The organism is Nonomuraea lactucae (assembly GCF_003313395.1).
GTDB lineage: Bacteria > Actinomycetota > Actinomycetes > Streptosporangiales > Streptosporangiaceae > Nonomuraea > Nonomuraea lactucae.
The window spans coordinates 1-15,562 of record NZ_QNFZ01000038.1; the positions used below are offsets into that span (position 1 = coordinate 1).

The following is a 15,562-nucleotide window of genomic DNA, read 5'->3' on the forward strand; positions in this document are numbered from 1 at the left end:
CAGCTTGCCGCGCTCGACGTGGCGCCGGCGCGACCGCTCGGGCCCGCCCGGCGCGGCGGCGGCCAGCCGTTCGAGCAACTCGGCGGCGAGCCGCTCGTTGAGCTCGGCGTTGCGCTTGAAGACCTCGCCACCCGGGTCGGCGGACGACTTCAGCACCGGCCAGTCGCTCATGACTCCCCTCTCACCATGTGAGCGATGTTAGTCATCATTAACGTAATCGTCTAGTATGAGAGACGTGACGACCGCCCGGACCCCTACCCGCAATCGCGGCAACAGGCGCACGGAGATCCTCGCCGCCGCCGCGACGCTGTTCGCCGCCCGCGGCTTCCACGGCGTCTCGATCGAGGACATCGGCGGAGCGGTCGGCGTCTCGGGCCCGGCGCTCTACCGCCACTTCAGCGGCAAGGAGGCGCTGCTGGCCGAGCTGCTCCTCGACGTCAGCTCCCGGCTTCGCGAGTCGGCCGTCGCGGCCGTCACCTCGCCGGGAAGTCCCGAGGACACCCTGGACGCGCTGCTGAACGTGCAGATCACGTTCGCCCTGGAGCAGCCGGCACTGATCACCGTGCACGACCGCGAGCTGGGCAACGTGCCCGAGCCCGCGCGGCGGCAGATCAGGCGACTGCAGCGGCTCTACGTCGAGGAGTGGGTGACGGTGCTGGCGGAGCTGCACCCCGCGTGCCCGCCGCCACGCCTGCGCGCCGCAACGCACGCGATGTTCGGGCTACTCAACTCCACCCCGCACAGCGCGGGCGAGCTGCGCCCCGAGGCCATGCGGCCCCTCCTGCGCGCGATGGCGCGCGCCGCCATCGCCTCGATCGCCACCATCGGTTAGCGACCACTAACTCCGAGTCCCAGCCATACGGATAATGCCTTGCTTGTCCCAACTATCTAGATATATCGTCAAAATATCTCGATAGTTGGAGGCTGGACGATGACGCATGATCCGGGAGAGGCCCCCCGGGTCCGCCGGGGCGACGTGCGGGCGGCGCTGCTGAGCCTGCTCACCGAGGAGCCCAAGAACGGCTACCAGATGATCCAGGACATCGAGTCCCGCAGCCGCGGCGTCTGGCGCCCCAGCCCCGGCTCGGTCTACCCCGCGCTGCAGCAGCTCGAGGACGAGGACCTGGTCACCGGCGACGAGTCCGGCGGCAGCCGCACCTACCGGCTCACCGAGCAGGGCCGCGAGCACGCCGCGCGGCACCTCGACGGTGAGGCTCCGTGGGAGGAGGTGGCCCGGTCGATCCCCGAGGACCGCCACGAGCTGCGGCTGCTGTGGGCCCAGCTCAACGAGGCGTTCCTGCACCTGACCCGCACGGCCAACGACCACCAGGTCGCCCAGGCCAAGCAGTTGCTCAGGCGGACGCGCAGATCCGTGTTCCACATACTCTCGGAGGACTGAATGGACATCGAGACGGCCGTGGCCGTCCGCGACCTGACCAAGACCTACGGCAAGGTCGAAGCCGTCAAGGGCGTCGGCTTCGAGGTGGCGCCCGGCGAGGTGTTCGGCTTCCTCGGCCCCAACGGCGCAGGCAAGACCACCACCATCGGCATGCTGTGCACCCTCGTCGACCCGACCGCGGGCAGCGCCACGGTCGCCGGCCACGACGTGGTCAAGGAGCGCGACGAGGTGCGCCGCAACATCGGCCTGGTCTTCCAGGACCCCACGCTCGACGGCTACCTCACCGCCGAGCAGAACCTCCGCTTCCACGCCGAGCTGTACGGGGTGCCGAAGAGCATGGTCGGCGACCGCATCCGGCGCGTGATGGAGATGGTCGCGCTCTGGGACCGCAAGGACGCCAAGGTCATGACCTTCTCCGGCGGCATGAAACGGCGGCTGGAGATCGCCCGCGGCCTGCTCCACTCGCCGCGTGTGCTGTTCCTGGACGAGCCCACCGTCGGCCTCGACCCGCAGACCCGCTCGGCCATCTGGGGCTACATCAACGAGCTGCGGCGCACCGAGGACATCACCATCTTCATGACCACCCACTACATGGACGAGGCCGAGTACTGCGACCGGATCGCGATCATCGACCACGGCGAGATCGTCGTGATCGACTCGCCGGAGGCGCTGAAGGCCAGCGTCGGCAAGGACCGCGTGCAGATCCACACCGCTGACGACGCCGCGGCGATCGAGGCGCTGCGGCTCAGGTTCGGCATCGACGCCGCCGTGCGGGAAGGGGCGGTGACGTTCGCCGTCGCCTCGGGCGAGGAGTTCGTGCCGCGGCTGTTCGCCGAGCTCGGCATGCCCATCACGTCGGTCAGCGTCTCGCGGCCCTCGCTCGACGACGTGTTCATGTCCTACACCGGCTCCACGATCCGCGACGCCGAGTCCGGCGCCGACGGCATGGCGTGGATGCGCACGATGGCGAGGCGATGACCATGGCACGGACACGCGACGACACGAACGAAGGCCAGGCGACGGCCATGCCGGCGGAGGCGATCGGCGTACGGGTGCCCGCCCGGGGCGCGCGCCACGATCTGCGGGCGATCAAGGTGGTGCTGCACCGCGAGATGCTGCGCTTCCTCAGCGACCGCACGCGCATGCTGTCGATGCTGCTCCAGCCGGTGCTCTGGCTCTTCGTCATGGGCACCGGCCTCGGCTCGCTGGTGCGGGGCTCCATCCCGGGGGTCGACTTCCGGACGTTCATGTATCCCGGCATGATCTCGATGACCGTGATCATGACGGGCATGTTCTCCGCGGGCTCCATCGTGTGGGACCGCGAGTTCGGCTTCCTGCGCGAGATGCTCGTCGCGCCGGTGTCGCGCGGGGCCATCGTGGTGGGCAAGTGCCTCGGCGGGGCGCTCGTCGCCACCGGCCAGGGGATCGTCATCCTCGCCATGGCGGGGCTGGTGGGCGTGCCGTACTCACCGTCGCTGATGCTCACGCTGCTGGCGGAGATGTTCCTGGCGGCCTTCACGATCACCGCCTTCGGGGTGACGCTGGCGGCCCGGATGAGGAACATGCAGACGTTCTTCGGGCTGATGCAGATGGCGATCATGCCGATGATGTTCATGTCAGGGGCGATGTTCCCGCTGGCCGGCCTCCCGTCGTGGCTGCACGTCCTGACGGTGGTCAACCCGATGACGTACGCCGTCGACCCGATGCGGCAGGCGGTCTTCGCCCACCTCGACGTCCCGGCCCAGGCGGAGGCGGTCCTGAACCCGGGAGTGCGGTGGTTCGGCTACGAGGTGCCGGTGCCACTGGAGGCGGGCCTGGTGGCGGCGCTGGGGCTCGCCCTGCTGGGGGTGGCGATCGCGCAGTTCAGACGGGCGGACTGAGAGGGGCACAGGTTTTCGAATACGGGCTGCGACGGAACGGTGACGGAGTGTATCTTCCTGCTCGTCGCCCCAGGCGGCATCAACCTCCGTCGACCTCCCCCCGAAAGGAAAGCCCGATGCTCGACCTCGAAGCCGAAGTCATCGCTCTGAAGAGCCGGGTCACGACGCTCGAAACCAATACGCTGAGTGGCATGCCTGGAACCACCGTCGCCGAGCGGTTCACTTCCCTGCACGACCGCGTGGACATCGTGGGGATGAACATCCTCGACACGCTCGACCGCCGCTTCAACGCCCTCCACGAGCGGATCAACGAGACGCAAGCCGAGATGAGGAGCGGCTTCGAGCAGGTCAACGCACGATTCGAAGCCGTCGACCAGCGCTTCGAGGGCATCGACCAGCGCCTCGACCGCATGGACCAGCGGTTCGAAGCCATCGACCGACGATTCGAAGCCGTCGACCAGCGCTTCGACGCCATCGACCAGCGCCTCGACCGCATGGACCAGCGGTTCGAAGCCATCGACCGACGATTCGAGGCCATCGACCAGCGGTTCGAAGCCATCGACCGACGATTCGAGGCCATCGACCAGCGCTTCGACGCCATCGACCAGCGCCTCGACCGCATGGACCAGCGGTTCGAAGCCATCGACCGACGATTCGAGGCCATCGACCAGCGCTTCGACGCCATCGACCAGCGCCTCGACCGCATGGACCAGCGGTTCGAAGCCATCGACCGACGATTCGAGGCCATGGACCAGCGGTTTGACCGGATGGAGCAGCGCCTCGACAAGGTCGAAGGTGACATCTCTGAGATCAAGGCCATGCTCGTCACCTTGGTGGCCGCGATCCCCGCCAAGGCGTAGCAAGGCATGAAAGAGGCCCGGGCGAGGTGCCGCCCGGGCCTCTTCTCGTGTGCGGTGGCGGATTACCGCCGGACGCGGACGCGGTCCGTGCGGCTGTGGTCGCCGTAGGTGTCGGCGTCACCGCGGTAGACGAACTTCCACCTGCCGGACTTCGACGCCTTGGTCTTGGCCCACACCTTGCCGTCGTCGTTCGACCACGTGGTCTTCACGTACTTCCACGTACGCGACCCGGCGGCCTTGAACCACAGCTGGACCTTGCCTTCGTACCCCTCCCAGGTTCCCTCGTCGTCCACCTGCAGCAGGCCGCGGAACTTGAGGTACTTGCCCCGCTTGACCGGCTCCGGGTAGGCGTTGAACGCGATGAGGCGGGTGCCGGCCTTCTCGGCCGGGGGCGGGGTGGGTTCGACGACGCGGACCCAGTCGGGTTCGCTCGTGGAGCCGTTGACGCCGCTGGTGCCCCGGTAGGCGGCGCGCCACAGGCCCGACTCCCGAGCGGGGGCGGAGGCCCAGAAGCGGCCGTCGCGGCCCGTCACGTCGCTGGTGACGTGCTGCCAGCGGTCGGAGCCGCGGGCCCTGAAGAGGATGTCGACCCGCTGGCCGGGCAGGCCGTGCCAGCCCTCGACCTGCAGGGCGCCGGTGAAGCGGAGCCTGTCGCCCTTGTCGACCGGCTCGGGGTGGGCCTCGAAGCCGACGATCCTGCTGTCGCGGTTGCCGCGCTTGACGTCGACCCGGTCGGTGTCGCTGACCGAGCCCCTGGCGACGGAGTTGCCGCCGAACTCGGCCCGCCACCAGCCGGTGGTCTCGGCCTTCACGCGGGCGCCGAACCAGCCGCGGCTGCCGGTCTCGACCTTGGCGACCTGCCGGTAGGTGTCGGTGCCGCGTTCGCGGAAGGTGATCGTGACGGGCTGCCCGCCGTACCCCTTGCCCTCGGCGAGGAGGCGGCCGGAGACGCGGATCCGGTCGCCGCGGTCGACCAGGTCGGGGTCGGCGTCGAAGTCGGCGATCCTGGTGTCGAGGGCCTTGCGGACCTCGAACGTGCCGCTGCTGGACTTCTCGCCGTCGCCGTGGGCTATGGCGAGGACGTTCCAGGTGCCGGCGTCCTTGGCCTCGAACGCCTTGGTGCCGGTCCACTTGGTCCACTGGCCGAACGGCGAGGACTTGAGCTCGACGGGGGTGCCGGCGCTGACGCCGGGGGCCTTGAGCTGCAGCTCGGCCTTGCCCGCGTCCTTCGTGGTGAACGAGAACGTCGCCGTGACGGGCTTGTCGAAGACGACGACCGGGGCTGGACTGACGTCCACCCCGGAGATGCTGGGTGCCTTGGCCGCCGAGACCGGCGGGGCCATGACGAGGGTGGCGGCGCCCATCGCGATCACGAGCGAGGCCACGCGGATGCGTTGTAACATTCCGGGTTCCTTTCAACAGACCCCAGTGGTTCAACGCGGCAGTGAGGGTGCCACGTATACATCCAGTAGACGCCTAAAAGCTCTTCGAGGTTCGGAAATCCGACAATCTCCTATAGATCACCGTCAATCGGACCGCTCCAGAACATGTCGGCGTGGACGGGCAGACGCGGACGGTTCCGCGGAGACATAATCGGGCTTGTGGCGCGGGACACAGTTGAGACTCACTTCATGCAGACGGTCGCGACACTGGAGGCGGGGGCGCCCCGTGATCCTGGCCGTCCGGTTCGCGAGGGCGGCTCGCTGACCGGGGAGCTCTGCCGAGCCCTGTTCCAGCGCCAGGTCGAAAGCCGCCTCCTCGACATCGCCGCGCGCTGGCTGCGCGAGCGCGACGAGGGCTTCTACACGATCGGCTCGGCGGGCCACGAGGGCAACGCCGCCGTCGCCGCCGCGCTGCGGCCCGGCGACCCCGCGTTGCTGCACTACCGCTCCGGCGCCTTCTACCTGACCAGGTCCGAGCGCGCCGGGCGGGTGCCCGAGGAGGGCATCCGCGACGTGCTGATGGGGCTGGCCGCCTCGGCGGAGGAGCCGATCGCGGGCGGGCGGCACAAGGTGTTCGGCCACCCCGATCTGGCCGTCATCCCGCAGACCTCGACGATCGCCAGCCACCTGCCGCGCGCCGTGGGCGTGGCCTTCGCGGTCGAGCGGGCCCGCGCGCTGGGCCTCTCCTCGCCCTGGCCGGCGGACGCGGTCGTCGTGTGCAGCTTCGGCGACGCCTCGGTCAACCACGCGACGGCGCTCACCGGTTTCAACACCGCCGCGTACGCCACCTACCAGGGCCAGGCGGTGCCGATCCTGTTCGTGTGCGAGGACAACGGCATCGGCATCAGCGTCCGCACGCCCAAGGGCTGGGTGGAGGCGGCGGCGCGGCGCCCCGGCATCGAATACTTCGCCGCCGACGGCTGCGACCTCGCCGACGCCTACGCCGCGGCCGTGCGGGCCGTCGAGCACGTGCGCACCCGCCGTTCCCCCGCGTTCCTGCACCTGTCGACGGTCCGGCTGATGGGGCACGCCGGGTCGGACGTCGAGTCGGCGTACCGCACGCAGCGCGAGCTCCGGGCCGACCTGGAGCGCGACCCGCTGGTGGGCACCGCCCGGCTGCTCGTGGAGGCCGGGCTGGCCACGCCGGACGAGCTGCTCAGGTCGTACGAGTCGACGCGCGAGCACGTGCTGCGCATCGCGCTGGAGGCCACGCGCCGGCCGCGGCTGGGCTCCGCCGAGGAGATCATGAGGCCGCTGGCGCCGCGGCGGCCGGAGATGATCGCCAAGATCGCCCCCGTGGCCGCCGAGGCGGCGGTCAGGGACCGGGCCTTCGCCGGATCCCTGCCCGAGTCGGAGAGGCCGATGACGCTCTGCCAGGCGATCAACCGCACTCTGGCCGACTCCCTCGCCGTGCACCCCGAGATGATGGTGTTCGGCGAGGACGTGGCCAAGAAGGGCGGCGTCTACGGGGTGACGAAGGGCCTGCAGAAGAGGTTCGGCGCGGGGCGCGTGTTCGACACGCACCTCGACGAGCAGGCCATCCTCGGGCTGGCGCTCGGCGCGGCGGTGTCCAGGATGCTGCCGGTGCCGGAGATCCAGTATCTGGCCTACCTGCACAACGCGCTCGACCAGATCCGGGGCGAGGCGGCCACGCTGTCGTTCTTCTCCCAGGGCTCGTACGTCAACCCGATGGTGGTCAGGGTCGCCGGCTACGCCTACCAGAAGGGGTTCGGCGGGCACTTCCACAACGACAACGCGATCGGCGCGCTGCGCGACATCCCCGGCCTGGTGATCGCCTCGCCGTCGCGGCCCGACGACGCCGCCGCCATGCTGCGCACGTGCCTGGCCGCCGCACGCACCCAGGGGTCGGTCTGCGTGTTCCTGGAGCCGATCGCCCTCTACCACACGAGGGACCTGTTCGAGGAGGGCGACGGGGGCTGGCTGGCCCCGTACGCGCCGCCCGCGCGCTGGAGCGAGACGCACGTGCCGATCGGCCGGGCGCGCTCCTACGGCGACGGGCGCGACCTGACGATCGTGACGTTCGGCAACGGGCTGCGGATGAGCCTGCGCGCCGCCGTACGGCTGACGCAGGAGGGGTACGGCTGCCGGGTGCTCGACCTGCGCTGGCTCGCGCCGCTGCCGGTGGACGACCTGCTGCGGGCGGCGGAGCTGACGGGCAAGGTGCTGATCGCCGACGAGACCCGGCGCACCGGCGCGGTCTCCGAGGGGATCGCGGCCGAGCTGCTCGACGCCGGCTTCTCGGGGCGGATCGCGCGCGTGACGTCGTCCGACAGCTTCATCCCGCTGGCCAGGGCGGCCGACCACGTGCTGCTGTCGGAGGACGAGATCGAGCAGGCGGCGCGCAAGCTGCTCGGCTGACCCTCACCCCGTCTCAGAGCCAGTCGCGGCGCTTGAAGACCACGTAGAGGGTCACGCACACGACCGCCATGAGCACGATCGCGAACGGGTAGCCGAACACCCAGTGGGTCTCGGGCATGTGGTCGAAGTTCATGCCGTAGATGGTGCCGACCAGCGTGGGCGCGAACAGGATGGCCGCCCAGGCGGAGATCTTCTTGACCTCCTCGCCCTGCTGGATGCTGGCCTCGGTCATCTTGGCCATCTCGGCGTTCTGCGCCTGGGTGATCAGCGTCGAGTTGATGACGAGGATGTCCTGGAGCATCTGGCGGAAGGCGGCCACCCGCTCGTTGACCGTGATCGCGTGGTCGGCCACGTCGCGCAGGTAGCTCTGCAGCTCGTCGTTGACCCCGTACTTCGCCGCCCCGGCGATGAAGCCGTCGATCATCCGCACGAGCGGCGCCGTGGCCCGCTGGAACTCGATGACCTCGCCTGACAGCTCGTAGACGCGACGCGACACCGACGGGTCGCCGCTGAACACCTGGGCCTCGATCTCCTCCAGGTCCTTCTGCAGGCCGGCCACGACCGGGGCGTAGCCGTCGACCACGGCGTCGAGGATGGCGTACAGCACGGCCTGGGGTCCCTGCCGGAGCAGCTCGGGGTCCGACTCCATGCGCTTGCGCACGACCTGCAGGTCGGGGGCCTCCGCGTGCCGTACGGTGATGACGAAGTCGGTGCCGACGAAGACGTGCAGCTCGCCGAACGCGACCTCCTCGACGTCGTCGAGGTAGCGGGCGGCGCGCAGCACCACGAACAGCATGTCGCCGTAGCGGTCGGCCTTGGGCCGCTGCGAGCCGACGATGGCGTCCTCGAGGGCCAGCTCGTGCAGCTCGAACTCCTCGGCGAGCTTGACCAGCTCCCACTCCTTCGGCCGGTAGAGGCCGATCCAGGCGAGGCTGCCCGGCGTCTCCTTGAGCCGCTGGAAGGCGTCGGCGAGCGAGCCGGGGTTGTCGACGCGGTGGCCGTCGCAGTAGATCGCGTTGTCGATGACGGTCGGGCGGTAGGGCGCCTCCTCGATGGCGCGCGGGTCCATCGAGTGCTCGGGCGCCCCCTCGCGCGCGCCTTGGCCGCGCCTGAAGCCCTTCATCCGTGCCATGCCGCTCCACCAGCCGTTTGTCCACTTTTCTACCAGATCATCGCCGCGCTGTTACCTCAGCGCCACCTTCCCCCCAAGCCCTATCCCAAGCGTGGAAGGTCTCCGGCGGGAGGCGTCCAGGTGTACGGCGGGCGAACCCGCACGACGGAATCTTGTTCTGTGAGCATGGGCGCGGCTTTACCTGGATAGGGTTCTCTCTCGATGGACGAACTCTGGGCCCACCTGGTCAAGGTTCAGCCCGACCCCTCCCCCTGGGTCGCGCTGGTTTCCGCGTTAGCGGCGCTGGCGATCGTCTCGTTCAGGACTCCCTGGCATCTGTCCCGGGGCCTGATCACGATCGCCCACGAAGGGGGCCATGCCCTGATGGCGCTGCTCACGCGCCGCAAGCTGGAGGGCATCCGGCTGCACTCCGACACCTCCGGTGTGACGCTGACCAGGGGCCGGCCCACCGGCCCAGGGATGGTGCTGACCGCGCTCGCGGGCTACCTCGCGCCGTCGCTGCTGGGGCTGGCCGCCGCCTGGCTCACCGAGCAGGGGCGCATCACGCTGCTGATCTGGAGCGTGCTGCTCTTCCTGGTGTGCATGCTGCTGCTGATCCGCAACATGTACGGCGCGCTGATCCTGCTCGCGACGGGCGGGGCGGTGTTCGCCCTGTCCATGTACGCGCCCAAGGACGTGCAGCAGGCGGTGGCGCTGGCGGCGGTCTGGTTCCTGCTGTTCGGCGGGGTGCGGCCGATCATCGAGCTGCAGCGCAAACGGCGCCTCCGGCAGGCCCGCGACTCCGACGCCGACCAGCTCGCCAGGCTGACTATCCTGCCCGGCGGCTTCTACGTGTTCTTCTTCTTGCTGGTGGCGTGCGCGTCGGTGGTGGCCGGCGCCTACCTGATGTATCCCCTGTGACCCAGGGCCGATCACCGGCCACCTGGATCTCAGGACCGGCTCACCGGCTGAGGAACCTTCGCACGTCCTCGATCTCGTCGGCGAGCGGTCCCGGCGGCAGCTCGCCGAACGCCGACACGGTCACCGCGCTTCCCTTGCGGCTCCATATGCCCCCGACCCTGCCGTCGACCAGCACCACCGGCCGCAGGATGCCGCCTCCAGGGAAGACCCTGCGAGCGTGCTCGGCGGGCAGGACGGGGTCCCGGCTCTTCCAGCCGAGCAGGTACTCGTCGAAAGCGGGCGCCAGCCGTACCAGACGGCCTGGGGAGGCGCCGGCGGCGGAGGCGTCGTCCCGCGGGGTCGCGGCGCTCAGCCGCCAGGCCGTGCGGGCCTGTCCCAAGGGCAGGCCCGACCAGGCGGCCAGGTCCTCGGGGGTGGACGGCCGGTGGGCGCGGCGGTAGCGGAGCGCCAGCTCGCCGAGCGCGCGCTCCCTGTCGGGTTCGGGGGCGACGGGCGCGCCGAACCAGTCGGCGGCGTGCACGTACGTGGGCTTGCCCGCGCGGGACGGCGCGAGCACCGCCCGGCCGTGGAAGGCGGCCAGCCCGACCAGGTGGACCACGCCCTGGCCCCGAGCCCGGCCCGCCAGCCGCTCCTCCAGCTCGGGCTTGGTGAGCGGGCCCTGACCGGCCAGCGCGCGATCGATCAGCGGCAACAGGTCGTCGCCGGTGACACCCTCCTCGGCGAGGCGGCGCAGGATGCCGGTGTCGCGCCGGGTCAGAGCGTGCACCCACGGCAGGTCGTCGACGTGGACGAAGTGCAGGGTGCCGCGCGGACCCCAGGTCCGTACGATCTCCCGCGCCTGCCACGCCGCTTCGACGTCCGCGACGGTGACCGTGGCGGAGCGGGCGCGGAAGGCGAGGCGGGCGGCGGTGACATCCTGGGCCTGGACGGCGAGCAGGTGGCGCACGATGTCACCGGCGCCCAGCCCGGACGGCCGGTGCAGCAACTGCGCCTCGACGCTCCTCATGCGCCGATCATCCCGCACCCCCGCCCCGCCCCGCGCGACGGGCGGGGCGCGCCCGGCGGGCCGTACCGGTCGGAGATTGTCGGTCGGAAGCCGTACCTTAGAGCGCGTGTCCGATCAGCCCCTGACCCTCGACACCGCGCTCTCCGACGAGGCCGTGCTGTCGACCTACCGCCGGATGTTCGCGGCCCTGGCCCGTGACAGCGGCGCGGTCGTCGACGATCCGGCACTGGTCGACATCGCCGAGACGCTGTTCGCGGCGTTCGCGGAGGCGGGCGAGGAGTGGCTGACGCACGAGCAGATGCGCTTCGCGTGCCGCGCCTACCCCGCGGACCAGTTCGACAACCGGCTGCGCGTGCTCAAGGGCCTCGGCGCGATCCGCGAGGTGTTCCCCAAGCCCCACCAGCTGCGTCATCGGGCGTCGTTCACCAGTGTCGTCGGGCTGATGTTCATCAGGCGGATGATGGACGACGGCGGCCAGTCCGAGATGCACCGGCTGCTGGCCCTCGAAGACCTCAACGTGGCGGACCCGCGCACCACGATGGAAGAGGCCAGGCTGAGCGCGGCCAACCTGGCGCGGGCGTTCCGGCTGTGGGCGCTGGAGCTGATCACCCTCACCACCGGCACCATCGAGGAGCTGCGCGAGCAGGCGCCCAAGCTGTGGGGCACCGAGGAGATCGCCCGCCGGGCGCAGGGCCTGCACGGCACGATCCTGACCCGCTGGCCCGAGCTCGACCGCGTCTGCACCGACCTGCGGGCGGCGATCTACGCCTACAGCGACGCCTCCCGCCGCGCGGCCGGTCGCCTCGCCGACTCGGCGGGCACCACCCGCAACCTGACGCTGCTGCCGACGGAGACGTGGCGGACGTTCACGCAAACGGCCGGCAAGGAGCGCCTGGCGGCGGTGCTGGACGGGTTCGTCTTCGACGCGCCCGCGCCCTGGCACGATCCGGCGGCCGTGGCCCGGGCGGTCGACGAGGCTCCCCGCCCGGCTCCCGCCCAGCCCACTCCCCCGCGCTCCGCGCTGCCCGATCCCGGCCCGCAGGGCTCGCTCGATTCGTCGCCGGCCGCCGCGATCGAGCGCCTGACGGAGGTGGCCGAGTCCCTGCTCGGCTCCTCCTCCCGGGTGGCGCTGACCGACCTGCTCGGCTCCGACTGGCCCTCGGCCCGCCGCCTGCTGGCCGACCTGACGACCGTGGATCTCCGGCCGGAGCTGCCCTACCGGCTCACGTGGTCGGACGAGCTCACGATCGACCCGGCGCGCGAGCCCGCCTGGCTCTCGCACGGCTACCTGGAGCGCACCTCATGACCCGTGACGACGCCGCCGTCGCGCATGTGCTGGCCCGATCGGGCGGTCCGCTCCGGCTGGGCGCAGGGGTAGCCGCGCCTCCGGGCATGCTCCGGCTCACCCGCCCCGACTCCACCGGCCGGGCGCTGCCCGTCTGGCCTGACGGGGTGACCCCGTCGCTGTTGGAGGAATACCAGGTGGCACCGGTTCCGGTGGAGCGTTCCGGCGAGACGCGCCGGGTCCTGGCGGCCTGTCTCAAGTGCTGCTGGACGGACCTCTCCGTGGACCCCTGGCCGGGCGGCGCCGCCCCGCTGGAGCTCGTCCTCGACACCTACCGGGCGCTGATCGGGCGGACCGACGACCTCATGCGCAACTGGGCGATCGGAGCCCTGCGACGGCTGCACGACTCGGCCTGGATCGACATGTCCGACGGCCTCGTCTCACTCGGCCCGCGCTGCGCCCTGTGGCCGCCGGAGTCGCACGCGCAGCTCAAGGAGCTGGTGCGCCGCATCCCGGAGCCCGAACGCGCCACCCTGACCGTGGTGGCCGACGCCGACATCATCGCGGCCGCCCGCTCGGGCGCGAGCACCGCGCACGAGGAAGAGGCTTCGGCGCAGACGCGGCAGTCGGGCCCGAGAGATGAGGTGGCCACGACAGAGGTGGGTAACGACCTCCCGCTCCCGGACTCCCACCACGGCTCCGCCGGCGCGCTCGGCCTCCGGGGCGGCTCTCCCGCATCCGGCTCCGGTGGGCGGGTCGAGGGCGGGGCGGCCGAGTTCGACGATCTGCTCAGTGGTTACGACGAGCGGCGGCGGGCTGAGCTGGTGGCGGCGTTCATGGCGGTGGAGCACGCCGCCGAGCCCGTGCAGGAGGCGAGGTACACCGCGCTGCGCGATCCGGCGCTGCGGCACACGCTCGGCGAGATGCTGGGCCGGCGCGGACGCACGCTGATCCAGCACCGCGAGCGCTGGATCTCCGGCTACGACGACCAGTCCGCGGCTCTGGCCACCCGGCTGGGCGACGGGAGAGTGGGCACCGCCGTTCCCACCGGGCCAGACGGTGACACGCCCCAGGCGCCCGCGGCGGCGCTGGGTGAGGCGGAGCGGGCGGTGCTCGTGCTGGTGCTCGTGCATTCCGTCGCCATTCCCCGCGCCGAGGGCGTCCTGCCGGAGGACACCTGGCTGTCGCCGCATCCCACGCCGGTCGACGAGCTGCGGCGCCATACCCAGGTGCCGATCGGCGAGCTGGAGTCGGCGCTGCGCGTGCTGCGGCACGCCGGGCTGCTGACGCAGGTGAAGGCCGGTGAGGAGGCGGGCGGCTACGTGCCGGGGCCGCAGTTCCACCGGCTCACACCGGCGGCGAGGCGCCGGTTGCAGGAGGAGCTGATCCTGGCCGCCGGACCCCACACGCCGCTGGCGGCGGCCGTACGCGCTCGAAGATCGGCCGGAAACGACAGGTGAGAGGCCCGGCATGGGCCGGTGAGCCGAACGACGGATGGAAGGGCAACGGGGGTTCGAGGTGTCGCAGATGGAGAACGTCGTCGGGGAACGCGTGCTGATCGCCGTGCAGGCGGTCAACATCTCGCGGCTCTCGACCCATCCGGTGCCGACCGTCCCCGGCACGCTGATCGTCGTCGCCGGCGCGGGTCCCAAGGACTCCAACGGCGCGGGGAAGTCGTCGTTCATCGCCTCGATCACGGCGCTGCTGGGTGACGAGCAGTGGCGGTTCGCCTCGGGCGCCAAGGCGGTGTCTGAGCTGCTGTTCAACGCCGAGCTGGCGAGCGGCGCGGGGGCGCGGCAGTGGGCCAGCGCCGACCACGGCTACATCGTGGGCGTGTTCGGCCGCCCCGACACGCCTGAGGGGCGCCTCTCCGTGGCCGCCGTATCCGTGCCCGCGGCTCTGGGAGTTTCCGCCCACGGGCCGGGTGCGGGCGGTCAGGTCCTGTCCCTGGAGGCCGGCAGGGCGGAACCCGTCGCAGGAGGTGGCCTGAGCGGCGCGCGGCCCACGAGCGTCGCCTCGAACGGCGCGGGCGCCGGGAGCTCGCTCGCCCGAAGCACGCGGCGTCGCGAACAGCGCCAGGACCTCGCACACCGCCAGGCCGGCACGGAAGCGGACGGGCTGGAGGAAGCGGCCGACATCGGGGTGGGGGTCGCCGGAGTGGGCGGGGCCGAGGTCGGCGAGTCTGGGGGCGGCGTGGGCGAGTCCGGGGTGGGCGAGTCCGGGGTGGGCGATGCCGGTGAAGGTGAGGGTGGGGAGCTGTTCGAGGTGCCCGACACCTCCGGCGGGGCGGTCACCGTGTGGCTCAGGGTCAACCAGGAGGCGCCGCACCTGGAGATCCGCTGGCGGGACGGCGTACACCTGGCCTCCGCCGCGTCCGAGGCCGAGCGGGTGGCGCGGGCCGACGAGACCTGGGCGTCCCTGCCCAGATCCGCCGGGCGGCGCGACGTGGTGGCGCGCGACCTGACGAAGGTGCTGTACGGCGACCGGGTGCGGTGCGTGTCCTTCCTGTCCACCTCGGTCCGCAGCAAGGTGGCCACCAACCTGCTCTCCCAGCCTCTGAACGAGATCTCGCCGGAGCGCGTGTTCGAGGCCATCGCGGCGCTGACCGGGCTGGACTCCGAGCTGGAGCAGGAGCGCGAGGCGCGGCGCGACGAGCACGCCAAGCGGGTGCGGGCCGCGCAGGCGGCCGAGCGACTGGCCGAGTTCGAGGCCGAGTCGAAGGCGCTGCTGGCCACGTTCGACCGCCGCGACCTGGCGAGGGTACGGCTGGCCGACGCCCTGCGCTGCTGGCGCGGGCGGCAGGCGCGCAAGCTGGCCGACGCCGCGGCGAAGGACGAGGTGCTGGCCGCCGAGCTCGAACGGCACCGCGCGGTGGGCGAGGCGGCCGGTGAGGCGATCGCGGTCACCAAGGCGGAGATCGCCACGCTGAAGGAGGACACGCTGGACCGGCGGGTCGCCGAGGCGCGCAAGGAGCTCGCGGCGCTGCAGGCGCGAGCCGCCAGGCTGGAGGCCGACCGGGCGGTGGCGGAGAACTCCGCGGACGAGCTGCGCGGGCGGATTCCCGCGCTGGAGGAGGCGCGGAGGTTCGCCGACGGCCGTGACGTCCCGGCTGCGGAGCGGGAGCTGAGGGAGGCGCGACACCGCCTGAACGAGGCGTTGAAGGCCCTCGGCGTGGCCGACCGGGAGGTGGCCTCCGCCCAGGCCGCCCTGGACGACGCCGAGGGCGGCCCGGCCGCGGCCCAGCTCGACGCGCTGGCCGCCGCCGGAGTGCACGCGACG

Annotated in this window: 13 protein-coding genes and 1 pseudogene; 10 read left to right on the top strand and 4 right to left on the bottom strand. The window is 71.5% G+C overall.

From position 1 onward, the window contains the following. A pseudogene (locus DQW85_RS46445) lies at positions 1-171 on the bottom strand (methylcrotonoyl-CoA carboxylase); the annotation flags it as partial. Positions 172-226: 55 nt separating this feature from the next. On the opposite strand from DQW85_RS46445, the gene DQW85_RS02700 reads away from it, so the two are divergent. From DQW85_RS02700 to DQW85_RS02720, 5 genes are all read left to right on the top strand, one after another. After that, the gene (locus DQW85_RS02700; protein ID WP_113698850.1) at positions 227-832 is read left to right on the top strand and encodes a TetR/AcrR family transcriptional regulator; all 606 of its coding nucleotides are present in this window, start codon (positions 227-229) and stop codon (positions 830-832) included. A 99-nt stretch (positions 833-931) separates the two neighbouring features. After that, positions 932-1,399, top strand: coding sequence for a PadR family transcriptional regulator (locus tag DQW85_RS02705; RefSeq protein ID WP_113698851.1), 468 nt, complete (start codon positions 932-934; stop codon positions 1,397-1,399). Next, on the top strand, positions 1,400-2,377 hold the full coding sequence (locus DQW85_RS02710; protein WP_113698852.1) for an ATP-binding cassette domain-containing protein: 978 nt from the start codon (positions 1,400-1,402) through the stop codon (positions 2,375-2,377). A 2-nt stretch (positions 2,378-2,379) separates the two neighbouring features. Continuing rightward, positions 2,380-3,279 carry an ABC transporter permease gene (locus tag DQW85_RS02715; RefSeq protein WP_240196878.1) on the top strand — a complete coding sequence of 300 codons (900 nt, stop codon included), beginning with the start codon at positions 2,380-2,382 and terminating at the stop codon, positions 3,277-3,279. Positions 3,280-3,395: 116 nt separating this feature from the next. After that, on the top strand, positions 3,396-4,139 hold the full coding sequence (locus DQW85_RS02720) for a coiled-coil domain-containing protein (protein WP_113698853.1): 744 nt from the start codon (positions 3,396-3,398) through the stop codon (positions 4,137-4,139). Between the two features lie 62 nt (positions 4,140-4,201). Here DQW85_RS02720 and DQW85_RS02725 read toward each other — a convergent pair whose 3' ends face one another. Beyond that, a complete protein-coding gene (locus tag DQW85_RS02725; RefSeq protein WP_113698854.1) occupies positions 4,202-5,542 on the bottom strand; it encodes a hypothetical protein in 1,341 nt (446 codons plus the stop codon). A gap of 228 nt (positions 5,543-5,770) precedes the next feature. Between DQW85_RS02725 and DQW85_RS02730 the strand changes: the two genes are divergently transcribed. Continuing rightward, complete coding sequence (locus DQW85_RS02730) at positions 5,771-7,960, top strand: thiamine pyrophosphate-dependent enzyme (protein WP_113698855.1); 2,190 nt, start codon at positions 5,771-5,773, stop codon at positions 7,958-7,960. Between the two features lie 13 nt (positions 7,961-7,973). Here DQW85_RS02730 and DQW85_RS02735 read toward each other — a convergent pair whose 3' ends face one another. Then, positions 7,974-9,092, bottom strand: coding sequence for a magnesium and cobalt transport protein CorA (locus DQW85_RS02735; RefSeq protein ID WP_113698856.1), 1,119 nt, complete (start codon positions 9,090-9,092; stop codon positions 7,974-7,976). 201 nt (positions 9,093-9,293) lie between these two features. On the opposite strand from DQW85_RS02735, the gene DQW85_RS02740 reads away from it, so the two are divergent. Continuing rightward, positions 9,294-9,992 (top strand): M50 family metallopeptidase, encoded by a 699-nt coding sequence (locus tag DQW85_RS02740; RefSeq protein ID WP_113698857.1) that lies wholly within the window; start codon positions 9,294-9,296, stop codon positions 9,990-9,992. A gap of 40 nt (positions 9,993-10,032) precedes the next feature. Here DQW85_RS02740 and DQW85_RS02745 read toward each other — a convergent pair whose 3' ends face one another. Continuing rightward, positions 10,033-10,998 carry a winged helix DNA-binding domain-containing protein gene (locus DQW85_RS02745; RefSeq protein ID WP_113698858.1) on the bottom strand — a complete coding sequence of 322 codons (966 nt, stop codon included), beginning with the start codon at positions 10,996-10,998 and terminating at the stop codon, positions 10,033-10,035. Between the two features lie 106 nt (positions 10,999-11,104). Between DQW85_RS02745 and DQW85_RS02750 the strand changes: the two genes are divergently transcribed. The 3 genes from DQW85_RS02750 to DQW85_RS46455 form a co-directional block, all read left to right on the top strand. Further along, complete coding sequence (locus tag DQW85_RS02750) at positions 11,105-12,304, top strand: hypothetical protein (RefSeq protein ID WP_113698859.1); 1,200 nt, start codon at positions 11,105-11,107, stop codon at positions 12,302-12,304. After that, positions 12,301-13,743 (top strand): hypothetical protein, encoded by a 1,443-nt coding sequence (locus tag DQW85_RS46450; RefSeq protein ID WP_240196879.1) that lies wholly within the window; start codon positions 12,301-12,303, stop codon positions 13,741-13,743. Before DQW85_RS02750 ends, DQW85_RS46450 begins: the two co-directional genes overlap by 4 nt. Positions 13,744-13,810: 67 nt before the next feature. After that, a partial coding sequence (locus DQW85_RS46455) for a coiled-coil domain-containing protein (RefSeq protein ID WP_476703591.1) occupies positions 13,811-15,562 on the top strand: 1,752 nt, incomplete at its 3' end.